This window comes from Desulfosoma sp., from assembly GCA_037481875.1.
GTDB lineage: Bacteria > Desulfobacterota > Syntrophobacteria > Syntrophobacterales > DSM-9756 > Desulfosoma.
In genome coordinates this window covers 22,054-34,477 of record JBBFKY010000004.1, presented here as the reverse complement: position 1 = coordinate 34,477, position 12,424 = coordinate 22,054, and the positions used below count along the sequence as shown (strand labels likewise).

10 protein-coding genes and 1 tRNA gene are annotated in these 12,424 nt (G+C 53.6%); 2 read left to right on the top strand and 9 right to left on the bottom strand.

Annotated features, from left to right (window positions below; translation table 11 throughout):
* Nucleotides 1–6: 6 nt before the first annotated feature.
* From WHS46_07055 to WHS46_07015, 9 genes are all read right to left on the bottom strand, one after another.
* The gene (locus tag WHS46_07055; GenBank protein ID MEJ5348431.1) at nucleotides 7–186 is read right to left on the bottom strand and encodes an FAD-dependent oxidoreductase; all 180 of its coding nucleotides are present in this window, start codon (nucleotides 184–186) and stop codon (nucleotides 7–9) included.
* Nucleotides 183–1,655, bottom strand: a complete 1,473-nt coding sequence (locus WHS46_07050) for a heterodisulfide reductase-related iron-sulfur binding cluster (protein ID MEJ5348430.1) — start codon at nucleotides 1,653–1,655, stop codon at nucleotides 183–185. Before WHS46_07050 ends, WHS46_07055 begins: the two co-directional genes overlap by 4 nt.
* A 35-nt stretch (nucleotides 1,656–1,690) precedes the next feature.
* The gene (locus WHS46_07045) at nucleotides 1,691–2,203 is read right to left on the bottom strand and encodes a hydrogenase maturation protease (protein ID MEJ5348429.1); all 513 of its coding nucleotides are present in this window, start codon (nucleotides 2,201–2,203) and stop codon (nucleotides 1,691–1,693) included.
* Nucleotides 2,204–2,855: 652 nt separating this feature from the next.
* On the bottom strand, nucleotides 2,856–3,176 hold the full coding sequence (locus WHS46_07040; protein MEJ5348428.1) for a hypothetical protein: 321 nt from the start codon (nucleotides 3,174–3,176) through the stop codon (nucleotides 2,856–2,858).
* 744 nt (nucleotides 3,177–3,920) lie between these two features.
* Nucleotides 3,921–6,560, bottom strand: a complete 2,640-nt coding sequence (locus WHS46_07035) for an ATP-binding protein (protein MEJ5348427.1) — start codon at nucleotides 6,558–6,560, stop codon at nucleotides 3,921–3,923.
* Entirely contained in the window at nucleotides 6,557–7,711 is a 1,155-nt protein-coding gene (locus tag WHS46_07030; protein MEJ5348426.1) for an ABC transporter substrate-binding protein, read from the bottom strand. Before WHS46_07030 ends, WHS46_07035 begins: the two co-directional genes overlap by 4 nt.
* Nucleotides 7,712–8,005: 294 nt before the next feature.
* Nucleotides 8,006–9,973 (bottom strand): methyl-accepting chemotaxis protein, encoded by a 1,968-nt coding sequence (locus WHS46_07025; GenBank protein ID MEJ5348425.1) that lies wholly within the window; start codon nucleotides 9,971–9,973, stop codon nucleotides 8,006–8,008.
* 17 nt (nucleotides 9,974–9,990) lie between these two features.
* Complete coding sequence (locus tag WHS46_07020) at nucleotides 9,991–10,113, bottom strand: hypothetical protein (protein MEJ5348424.1); 123 nt, start codon at nucleotides 10,111–10,113, stop codon at nucleotides 9,991–9,993.
* Between the two features lie 27 nt (nucleotides 10,114–10,140).
* On the bottom strand, nucleotides 10,141–10,647 hold the full coding sequence (locus WHS46_07015) for a chemotaxis protein CheW (protein ID MEJ5348423.1): 507 nt from the start codon (nucleotides 10,645–10,647) through the stop codon (nucleotides 10,141–10,143).
* Nucleotides 10,648–10,891: 244 nt separating this feature from the next.
* On the opposite strand from WHS46_07015, the gene WHS46_07010 reads away from it, so the two are divergent.
* Nucleotides 10,892–10,968: transfer RNA gene (locus WHS46_07010), tRNA-His, on the top strand.
* A gap of 134 nt (nucleotides 10,969–11,102) precedes the next feature.
* A complete protein-coding gene (locus WHS46_07005; GenBank protein MEJ5348422.1) occupies nucleotides 11,103–12,194 on the top strand; it encodes a potassium channel protein in 1,092 nt (363 codons plus the stop codon).
* Nucleotides 12,195–12,424: the final 230 nt, after the last annotated feature.

Genomic DNA, 12,424 nt, shown 5'->3' with positions numbered 1-12,424 from the left:
CAGGATTCACATGGCACATTCGTCGGTTGGAAAGGTCTTATTCAAGCGAGCCATGGTGCCGCCGATGGCTCCACTTTTTTCGGCAAGATAAACGAAATAGCCGGCTTCGGCTAAATCCAAAGCCGCCTGAAGCCCGGAAATGCCGCCTCCAAGCACCAAGACAGCTCCCACTTTGTTGCGAATCATGAGCGCACCTCACCGTTTGAGGACTGAGACAACACAAGAGCGTCCGCCACCAGTTCCCACAAGAGTTTGACATTGACGGACAAATCGTACTCCTTGCATAGGCTTTTAAGGATTTGATCCCTGCAGGTATGGCAGGAGGTCACCACCAGGTGAGCCCCTGTTCTTCGAATTTGGCGCGCTTTGTAACGACCGAAAAAGACTCGCTCTTCATGAAACGGCAGAACCGAAAGCCCCCCGCCGGCACCACAACAGAAAGCATCTTCCCGGTTAGGCATCATCTCCACCAATTCGCCACAGCACCGACGCAGAATGTCTCGAGCCTGTTCGTCATAAGCTTGACCAAAGAACTTCAGGGACTTTCGAGTAAAATGGCAAGGATCATGGTAGGTGACCACGCCGGGAAAACAATCGGATCGAACATGAATGCGTCCCGTCTGGAGATAATCCAGCAAGAGATCAAAGAGGGTGAGCACTCGAAAACGTTTGGTTTCATCCGCGTACCATCGCTGCAAAGCCATTCGAAAGGCATAATAGGCATGACCGCACTCGGGAAGAAGCAAAGCTTCACAGCCCAGGCGACGCATATTGTCCACGACGCGCCCTACGGATACCCGCACCGCTTCATCATCACCCGTAAAGATCCCCCATTGGACTCCATCCCAGTGCTCAGAGGTAAGCGTCCAGGATTCCTCAGCGGCATAAAAAATCTTCCACCAATGCCTCATTTGCCACGGTTCCGCAAAGGGCTCCTTGGAATTGACCGTCACCAGGAGCCGAGCCCCTTTCAGGTCTAAAGGAAGCCGAAACCCCGGACATTCCGTTTCAGCCAATTCACGAGCCACAGCTTCGCAACAGGCGATAAAATCTTCCCGAGGAATTCCCAGGTTGTTTCCCGTCTCCAGCGAAGTCAATACACCCTTGTGTAAAGCCCCGGGGATACGATCCCGATCCCAGGCTCGACGCACCGCCATCATGAAACCCGTTATATCGACACCCGCTGGGCATACCTGTTCACACTTGGCACACAGGGTACACTTCCAGGGCCAGAGAGATTCCCCCAGCTCTCGTTCCATACCCAAAACCGCCATGCGCACCATCTTTCGAGGGTCAGAGCCGTCCACGCCCGCAATGGGACAGACCCCTACGCAACTGCCGCAGCTTAGACACACATCGATCCCTGGGATCCAAGAACGAAGTGTGCCGGCACACGATCCCAACTGGACCGCACCCTCCTCATCTTCCATGGGATCAAAAGGCAAGGTCGAAGGCGACGATACCTGACGAACCTGTAAAGCCGAAGCATCCAAACCATAGGCATGACAAAGCTTAAGGAACTCCTCCTCGTCTACTAAATAACGCTTGCCCGGAACACGTCGCGCCGGAAGTCGCCCGCTTCGTATCCAATTGCGAATGGTGTTGCGATGCACTCCCAACTGCTCCGCAAGCCGCCCGATCTGAACCACAATCACGACATCTCTCCGACAGTCTTTGCCTTAGTTTTTCTTTAGGACAGTTTCTGTTCTTTCGACCTCAGGGCTTGCAAAAGTTTCTCGACGGCTCGAGGCACCGCCTCAGCCACGGCCTTTGAAAGTCCCGGTGCCACACAATCCGGAATTGTTTCGGCTTGCACCGCCAAAATCATGACCTTGACCCCTCCCTCTTCGGCAAGCTCCCGCAACAGATTCGCCGACGGAAACTGATGCATGAGAAAATCCGCGCGCTTGGCCGTAGGCAGATCCTCAGGGGAAAGCCAAAAAATTTCTCCCGCCGCTCGACCGCTCAATTGAACCGCATCGACGATATAGAGGGTTTCAGGCTTTTGGGGATTAAGCACCATGTCAAACAAAATATCACTGGCGGCAGTCCCTGCATCCAGCACACACACATGACGCGGAAGCTCCCCGTGGGCCGCAAGAGCCTCCGCCACGGCAGGACCGAACCCGTCATCACCAAAAAGGGTGTTCCCACATCCCAAGACCACCGAGGAGGCGGTCCACAACCGGCTTCGTTCACTCATGAAACAAAGTCCTCACATGATTTGTGCATGTTGTGCATCGCAAGACTTCCTATCGTGAAGGGCCGGCCTTGTCAACCGAGAAGCAAAGGGTGGGGTCGAAAACTGAAGGGGGTGCATCCTTGTTTGGGCCCATCGGGGTGCGTGCGGCCCCGTTTTTTTCCGAACCGGGACCATGGGAACGGACACGTCGGGCCGCCTCTTCGTCTTTTGACGATAAGGGTCTGGGGATTGTCTCCCGAAACGGGCCCCCTGTTGTCGGATAAAAAACGTAGGGCGCATGAAGGCGAAGCCGAAATGCGCCGCCACAACGTATTTTCATCGAAGATGGTCCGGCCTTTTTGTCCAAAATGAGCTTGAACCCCGTCGGCCCAAGCCGGCGTTTACGTATGCCATTCATAAAGGGGGGGGAGGGCACCGCTAACAATCGGTTACAGGTTCATAGCCATGTCAGAAGTCACTCTGTTGGCAAAAGTGGAATTGCGAACGAGGTTTCAAGTTGCTCCAAACCACCAGATCCATTTTCTCTATAAGTCCTGGGTATTGATCATCCCTGATGAAAATGCAGGATCGTCTCATGGGGCCTTTGAGTTCGGTGTTTTCGCCATAAAATGAAACGCTGCAGTCAAGCGGCTAAGAAAAATGGTAGCGCTATCTACGTCAGATAACTCCAAAAGGGCATCTTTGCTAGATAGATCCTGACCCATTGCCTCAAGCGTCGAAACACGGCATACGCTTCATCAATCCATCCATTTCCGTCAACGTCGGAAAACGCAAGTTCAGAAAAATCATTCCCCGTTTTTGGCCCAAAGAGCTCAAGTCCTTCGTTGGTTGGACCGTCATCATTTTTGTTCAAAGCAAGAAAGTCTTTTCCTTTGGACACAAAGGGCAAGCTTTCTACGAGGCCATGCCCGTCTAAATCAAAGGGGCTCGCGTTATCGCCGAACTGAATGGTTCCATTTTGAAAGTTCACCACGAGAAGATCGAATAGGGGACCATTCCCGCCACTCAATCGAAAAGAGTGGAGCATTGCGAAAGATCTTGAAAGGGAATAGGAAAGCTTAAAGGCAAAGATGAAGCCGTCGGTGGTTTCAATGGTTCCTTCTGCGCTCTACAACGACTCTTTCTGACTCTGAAAACGTCTCCGTGGAGTCGTAAGCCCCCTCCCACACCTCCCCTTCCCAATGCAAAAGGATTCTGGATGCTTGCCTATTTCGAGCTTCCCCGCAGCACCCGTCTTCGGAAAAGGTCATCTCTTTGAGGGACAGAGGAACGATCTTTATCTTTTTTTCCCTGTCAGTATCTTCACTTGAGCTTCTACAAGCCGAATGTGAAAGCTCCGGTCGTTTTCTTCCGGGGAAGGCATCTCCGCGGACCCTGGATTGGCCGATATTGCCCTCTTTGAGACCTCAGAAGAAACAACCGGACGCTCCCCAACATCGTCCAAAGGAACCTCCGCCTTTCCGGACGAGATGGACACCCCTGAGGATTCGGTTTTTTCGTACCATGATTCGTAACTTTGACGGCATGATAACATGATGTTGGAATCGGCTACCTTCATCGCCCGTCCCCTTAAAAAGGCAGATCCCAATTCGCTCTTACGACTCGACGTCACGCAGGGAAAACGCCTCCGTGGCACACGAGCATCAATTATTCCTGTCGACATCGGTAAATTTCCAGAGTTTGATAAGGCAAAAGGGAAAAGCACAAGATAGAGTGGTCAATGGTCCATGACACGTTGAATGGCCGCCAACAACTCGCCAAGTCGGTAGGGTTTCGAAAGAAAGGCGACGTGTTCCGCCATACCCAGGCTTTCCACAAAGTGGCTTTCCAGGGATCCGCTGGCCAGGATGACGGCGACTTCAGGGTAGAGATGTCGAACTTTCGAAAAACATGCGGATCCTCCCATGCCGGGCATGTTCTCATCAAGAATCAAGACGTCCACAAGATCAGCACTTCTCGCAAGAACATCTAAAGCCTCTTCGCCAGACGATGCCGTCAAGACACGAAAACCTTCCTCCAAAAGGGTTTCTGAAACCAAGTCCCGAACATCGTCTTCATCGTCCACAACCAGCACCGTGGGTCGTGCGTTTCTCCTGCTCCGTGATCTCTTGGAAACGCTCATTTCCTCTGCATCACTCTTGCTCTTTTGCTCCATCGCCTTGGTAGAACTATGGGCCGGCAACGTGATGGAAAACGTGGTTCCTTGCCCGACTCGGCTGTGGCAGGTGATGGAGCCGCCATGTCGTGTCACAATCCCATACACCGTGGACAGCCCCAATCCGGTTCCTCTACCGGGTTCTTTGGTGGTGAAGAAGGGATCGAAAATTCTCCTCTGAACGGATTCCGGAATTCCTTGTCCTGTATCGGAAACCGTTAAAACGATGCCACCTCCTTCACCGTAAATCGAGGGCTCCCTGCTCCTGGTGCTCACCCGGATACAGCCTTCCGTGCCTTCGGGAATGGCATCCCGCGCGTTCACCACCAGGTTGATGAGGATTTGTTCCAACTGCAGCCGGTCGGCATAGATGGCGGGAAGGTCCTCGGCAAGGTCCTCTTCCAAGCGGATCAAGCGGGGAATGTTCCTTCTCAGAAAAGTCAGCGTCTCGTGAACAAGTCTGTTGATGTCCACCACTTCGGGTTTGGCGTCATCCTGGCGGGCAAAGGAGAGCATGCGCCGGACCAATTCGGCACCTCGATTCGCCGCTTCTTGGACGTGCTTGATCCAACGGCTTTTTCGATCTTCCGGGTCCGTGTGTCGAGCCAGAAGTTCCAGGTAGCCTGTCATGGCCTGGAGCAGGTTGTTGAATTCATGGGCGATACCACTGGCCAACGTCCCAAGGGATTCCATTTTTTGAGCATGGGACAGAATCCTTTCTAGTTCCTGTGCCCTTTTTTCGGCTTTAATCTTTTCCGTAACATCCCGGGCCATGACTCGAACGCCGCAAACCGATCCTTCTTCAGCACGCATCGGGCGCGCCGAAATTTCCACTATTTTTAAGGATCCGTGTACGTCATAAAACTCAAAGGTTCGAAGTTGCCCCACATGGCGCCCTTCCGCCACACCTTGAAAAAAATCCCTCATGGCCTTGGCTGTTTCCGGGAGCATCATGTCGGATAAGGCAAAGGGGTGAGCCGGCGGGGGGTCCAGACCGAACAAGCGTGAAAAGGAACTGTTGTGAAACGTGACAATACCGTCCGCATCCAACTCAAAATAAGCCTCATCGATACTTTCCAAAATTTCTCGATATCGCTTTTCACTGCGCTTCAGAGATTCCTGAACCTGAAGTAAAGCCTTTTGCCGCAGATGCAGAGCTTCTTCACGTTCCTGCACAGCTCGGCTCATCTCTCGAAAACGTTCTGCAAAAACCCGAAGTTCCGCAAAAGTGCCCTTAGAATCAGGCCATGAACTTTGGAAGCCGATATGGCCCTCGGCCATGCGTTGCACTTCTCCAGTGAGGCTCTCCACAGGCTCCACGACGACCGCCTGCAGCCGCCGCATAAGGCGCCAATGGGCCAGGCCTAAGAAGGCAAAAAACGTGAGAAATCCCATCGTGGCGGCCCCCACGACGGGGTAAAGCGCCGGGAACAAGGGATAAGCCACGAGGACCACCCATCCCCAGGGATCAATACGCCAGCTGGTGCCGTAAACAAAGGTCCCGGCCAATCTTCCAAGAAGCCTGGCTCCTTCAGGGTGTGCCAGAGCCTGGGCGACCAGGGGTTCGTGCCCGACGTTTTCCTGTTCCTGCACCATCCGGCCGTCAGGATGCACGATGAGGTTGCCGTACCGGTCGGTAATCCAGATGATTCTATGAGGAACCTTTCGAAGATAGGCGTCAATCGACCTTTGGACACGCCCCAAATCCAATTCTCCCACCACCGTGCCCCCTCGGATCGGGATCATGGTGGCGACGGTCACCGCTTTCAGGTCAAATCGGTAATAGGGCACTGAATAGATGGGCCATACATGCATTTCCGGAAAATAAGAGACAGGTGGAGGGGGAACACTTTCCTTGGTTGGCACCTGCCGACCCTGACGATAGACCGTGTAGGAATCCGGCTCAATAAAAAAAACACGATGATAGGATAGCGGGATTTCTTGGAAAACCCTGTTCTCGTATGAAGTGTTCATAGCGAGCGCCGATTGGGCAAGCATACGCAGGTTTTCATCGGCACTTTCAAGAAGGCTCGACACATAACTATCCACGCCCCAGCTGACCAGCCTATGTTCTTCTTCCAGTTGAACAAGGCGCCATGGAATCAGCGCACAGGTGATGACCACAGCCAGCACCACCAGAGGGAACAAAAGCCGTCGGTGCAAAAAAGTTCGAATGACTACAAAAAGAGGCCGATCTCTCATAGCGTCTCACCTGGATTGACAAGGATGAAACGGCTGTCCCGAACGGTCACCAAATAGCTTTCGGCATGCACGTCGCCGAAGGAATCCATTATCATTCGGCCGAACACGCCGTCGAATTCTTTGGGCTGAGCCAAGGCCTCGCGAAGCTTTTCTGGACGTCCCCCTACCGATTCTAACGCCTGCACAAGAAAACGCACCGTATCGTAACTGCGAGCAGCAGCGAAAGCCGGCGATACGCCAAACCGCCTTTGGTAAGACCGAACAAAGTCCTGAGCCGTGGTCTTTTCCTCCAACGGCGGATCGTTTGTGGCCAAAACGATGGCTTCCGCCGCCTGCCCAGCTTGCGCGATCAAACGATCGGTTTGAGCCCATCCCACGCCGAAAACAGGTGCTTGAACTCCCACTCGGTGCAAAGTCACCAGCAGACGAGCCGTTTCTTCAGCTGACGCCACCAGAAGCAGTGCATCGGGGCTTTTCTGTAAAACAGAGCGAGCCAGGGAAAGGTCAGAACCGGCTTCCAGTTGATCAAACCCTTCGGTAAACACAATTTCTCCACCCAGAGCTTCCAAAGCTCGTGCAAAATCGCCCACCCACGGTTCCGTGTAACTCGGATTCTTGACGTCAAAGAAAACACCGGCACGGTTCAGCCCGCGAGACACCAAATGGCGTGCCAAAAGCCTTGCCGGTGATCCTGTATCCGGTCGTAGTCGAAAAAAGTTGTCTTTTTTTCCGGATAAAAGGGGACTGGAAGCCACCGGCGAAACAAGAGGAATGGGCACCTCGTTTGACGTCAGAAGAGCATCCATGCACTGGGTACTCAACATATGGCCGATAATGACCGAAGCTCCCTGCCGAATCAAAGTTTCCCTGGCCCTTTTGGCTCCTTCCAGAGTCCCTTCATCGTTTTGCACGAGAAGCATGAGGTGGCGCCCGCCCACCCCGCCACGACGGTTGATCTCTTCTATGGCAAGCCTGGCCCCGTTCCTGGCGTGAATGCCCAAGTCCGCATAGGGACCCGTAAGCACACCAGCCAGCCCAAACCGAATAGGCTCCTTTTCGCACCCTGTCAGTAGGAATCCACAAATTCCGGCCAGGAGTGCGAAGGGGATTCGTAAGGGTTTGGATAGACGAAACAAGGCATGAACCCCCATAAACACATATTCTTTTTCTGGGTGATGTTGGTGAAAGCCCAAAGTGCTGCAAATCTTAACTTATTGAAAGCTGAATCGACAATGGAGACATGCTCTTTTTTTAAAAGGGCACGACTCTTCCATTCAGGTGGGGCGGACACGCGGGTCCGCCCCTGCAGGTTCTTGGGACTTGGGCGAACACTAAGGTCCGCCCTTACAAATTCTTGGAGCTTGGCGGATACGAAGGTCCGCGGTTACATAGTGTCGGTCCATGACGCGATGCGGGCTTGAGGGTGCCCGCTCATGCCTGGTAGGCTAGAAGTCCTTGAAGTCTTCATCGAAAGGAATCAGTTCTTCCGGTTTCGGTGTTTTGGAACCCTTTCCCAAGGTGTCATGAGCCTTGCCGTTACCCGCCTTTCTTGTCGGCTTTGCCGCCATGGCCACGGACTTTGAATGAACGGTAGAAGCCAAGGCCTTGGTTTCCTTTTTCTTTCGAAAGATCTTGACTCTCTGTTCCTCACCGGTACCTGCCACCAAAACTGCCAGGCGTGTCACGTATTCGCGCATCTGTTCAGCCTGGGCGTTGAGTTCTTCGGCCGCCGAAGCCGATTCCTCCGCATTGGCTGCGTTCCTCTGCACCACCTTGTCCATTTCAGCCACAGCCCGATTGACCTGGTCGATACCTTCCGCTTGTTCTCCGGACGCCGCGGCGATTTCTCCAACCAGTTCCCCGATTCGGCTGGATCCCTGGGCCACTTTGCTGAAAGCTTCGTTGGCTTCTCCAAGAGCACGATCCCCATGGTGCACCTTATTCACGGTATCTTCGATCAGGTGTGCCGTCGTTCGAGCAGCCTCGGCGGCGCGCATGGCCAGGTTCCGCACCTCATCGGCCACCACGGCAAACCCGGCTCCGGCTTCTCCGGCCCGTGCCGCTTCCACAGCGGCGTTAAGCGCCAACAAGTTGGTTTGAAACGCGATTTCATCGATGGTCTTGATGATCTTTTGGGTTTCTTCACTGGCCGAGGCAATCTGCTTCATGGACTGGATCAAGGCTTCCATGGACCTCTGTGCATCCTGAATGTCACGCAAGGCCGCTTTGACAATCGCATCGGCTTGGTTGGCATTGTCGGCATTTTGACGTGTCATGGATGCCATTTCTTCCAAGGCCGACGATGTTTCTTCCAAAGAAGCCGCCTGTTCACTGGCACCTTCCGCCAGCTGCTGGCCCGCTCCGGAAACTTGCGAGGCGGCCGCCGCCACCTGGTCAGCCCCTTCTCTCATCCCAGCGACGGATTCCATGATGGGCGCCGTCAACTTTTGCGAAAACAGGTAAAAGACCCCGAGAGTGATCAAAAGCGCCACCGCACCGATAGGGAGCATTCCCATGATCTGATGGCGAACGGGTTCAATAAATTCCGAGGCAGGCTGGGTCGCTCCAACCATCCACCCATTGATGCCGACGGGAGCATAACCGGAGATTTTCTTTTCCCCTTTAAAAACGTAGTCCACCACGCCGGCCGTTTCGGCAGCCATGGCTTTGGCCAGGTTTTCCAAACCAGGTGTTTTGTTCAGGTCCAGCTTCAGAATGAGATCCTTGCTGGGATGCGAGATGATAATACCCTGCCGATCTACCATGTAAGCGTATCCGGTTTTGCCCACTTTGGTTTTGCTGAGGGTTTCAATGAGAAAATCAATGCGAGCGGTCAGGCCGAGAATACCCTGAAAGGAGCCCCCTTGGCCCTTGAGAGGCACCGCTACGACCACCACAGGTTGGTTGGAGACCTTGGAAATCACCGGTTCTCCGATGATCGGTGTGCCGGCCGCTTTAGCCTTTTGAAAATAGGGCCGTTCGGCGATCTTGACTCCCTTGTAAATGTCCGTCTTTCCATCCGGGGTTGTTCCGGCATAGATCATCCCGGCGGCGTCGGCAACAAAGACTCCTTCGTAATTGTCGCCGATGTTTGAAACAAGTGATTGGAGTACCCGATTCAAGGCGGCAATTTCGGCTTGAGCCGCCTCCGGTCCCTGGGCGCTGACTTTTTCCATGGCCGCCCCAAGGGTATCAATGGAGGCCAAAGCTCGAGCCGACCAGATTTCCTCCTCGAGAACGATGTTCACCACCTGCGCCAAGCCCTGGGCTTGGGAAACCGCCGCTTGTTCGGCGGCTTCCCGCAAAGCCGAAGCCGCTTCCCATGTGGAAAATAATCCCGTCGCCGTAAGGCTTAAGAAAACCAACGTTCCGCCGATTACCAGAAGCTTTCCTTTGAGTGTCCATGTCCGCATGGGATTTTCCTCTCCTGTCATTCCGTCTGCTTGGTTGTTTTGAGCTTTCCGACGCTGCGTCTTAAAATCTTAAGCCGTTCATCGGGCAAACGACATTCTTCCGCCTTGATCACCGAGGACGGACGGTTCACTCCGGGCACTCTTGCTTTCTTGACTAACCAACGAGCTTAGGCCGCCTTTTCCAGTAGTGTCATCTCTTGACTCGTCAACACCCGGTCGATATCCAAAAGGATCTTGACGGACTCGCCGGCCTTGGCCATGCCAAGAATGTACTCGGTGGATAGACGCGTCCCAAAGGTGGGTGTGTCTTCAATATCCTCTTCCTTGATATTGACCACCTCCGAGACCGAATCCACCACGAGGCCCATCATGACACGGCCGGCAGCCAATCCCGAAGCCTCCACCACGATGATGCAGGTGCGTTCATTGTACGCAATGGATTCCATGCCGAACTTAAGCCTTAAATCGATCACCGGAATCACCTTACCTCGAAGGTTGACGACCCCCTTGACGAAACCCGGGGTCTGCGGCACCGGCGTGATGGGCATCATCCCGATAATTTCTTTAACCTTTAGAATACCGATGCCGTACTCTTCTCCCCCAAGGGAAAATGTGAGGTACTTACCTTCACGAATCTTTCCATTCTCCTGCTCTTTTGCCGCCATCATGCTCATTTTCCTCCTCCTTTTGGCTGAACGCTGCATGAAGTCCTTTCATTCTATGACCCGGTTCCTCGGGCATGACTCAAGGTGAAAGCCATGGTCGCCGGCCTCCATCCCCCATCGGAACTTGCCAAAGTGTGTATCGGCATCTGAAGATGAAGACTTGAGCAAATAAGTGAACAAAAAATTTTTTCTTGCCCATGCGGCGGCGTTCATGATAGGAAACCAGCGCTTTCCAAAGGGAAAAAACCTTGTGGTGGGTGTAGCTCAACAGGTCAGAGCACTGGGTTGTGGCCCCAGAGGCTGTCGGTTCGAGTCCGATCACTCACCCCATGCAAAAAAATCGGCCGCCGATCGAGGCGGCTTTTTTTGTCGTGCCGAAACTCCCTTCATAGGCCGGCACAGGTTGATCTTTTCCAGGCTACAAAAGATTCTTTCGGGACAACGCACTCCGGCCGGAGAAGTCTATGGTTCAAGGGCCTTTGATCATAAGCCGAAGGATTTATGTGATCCTGGCCTCGTTGTTTGGGGTCGTGGCTTTCGGGACTCTGGGTTACATGGAGCTTTGCGGCTACACTTTTATCGAAGCCCTTTACATGACCATCATCACCCTGACCACCGTTGGCTACACCGAGGTTCGACCGCTGGACAATGTGGGCCGTCTTTTTACCATTGTGCTTATCGGAGGAGGCGTCAGTCTGGTGGCCTATCACATCGCCTATTTTGGGCAGATGCTTGCGGAAGGAAACATTTTGGAAGTGTACCGGAGGCGGCGCGTGAAGAAAAAACTTCAAAGCATGAGAGATCATTACATCATCTGCGGTTATGGGCAGATGGGCAGATTCATCGTGGATCAGCTGCTTCGCTACCACATCCCCCTTGTGGTTATCGACACGGACGAGGGGGCCGTGGAGCATCTGCAAGACCTGGAGGTTCCCTACTTGGTGGCGGACGCCAAGGAAGAAGAAAACCTTATCGCCGCCGGAATACACCAAGCCAAAGGGCTCGTCGCCGTGGTGCACACCGATACGGACAATGTGTTCATCGTCCTCACCGCCCGTGATCTCAACCGAAATCTCTTCATCTGTGCCCGAGCCGGTTCCTCGGGCACCGAAAAAAGGCTACTCAAAGCCGGCGCCGATCGAGTCGTTTCGCCTTATGCCTCCGGGGCCATGCGCATCGCTCAAAACATTTTGCGTCCCACAGTGACGGACTTTCTGGAGCTGGCTCTTTCCAGCGAGGGTATGGAACTGTCCATGGAAGAGCTCATCATTCCCGAAGGGGCCTACATGGATGGAAAAGATTTGATGCATTCCGGTATTCGTAGCGATTTCAACCTTATTATCGTGGCCATCAAGCGCCCGGAAGGCACCATGATCTACAATCCATCGCCTCGGCAAGTTTTGCAAGCGGGCGATACCCTTATCGCCATCGGGCCGCGTCATAACCTGGATCAGTTCGCCGAAAAACTCTACGGCACACGATCCCCCAGCTTTGCTTTTCGCAGCTCCTGGTATCACAACTCCGAAACGAAACTGCCGTCGAGATCCAACAAGTAATCGGGTTCATCCATCTCCCTATTTACGGCCACTTGTACGGCCACGCAAAGAAGCAGCCTATGTCTCGGCGAGCTTGCACCACCGCCGGGACCCGGTGTTTGAATCCTTCGTCTGCATGAGCAACACCCTAGACTGCAAAACAACCAGCGCCGGAATGTTCCCGATTCATGTTCTTGCGTTTGACAACCTCAAAGGCATCCCGTATATGGTAGGCGGCAGGTAAAGGTTAC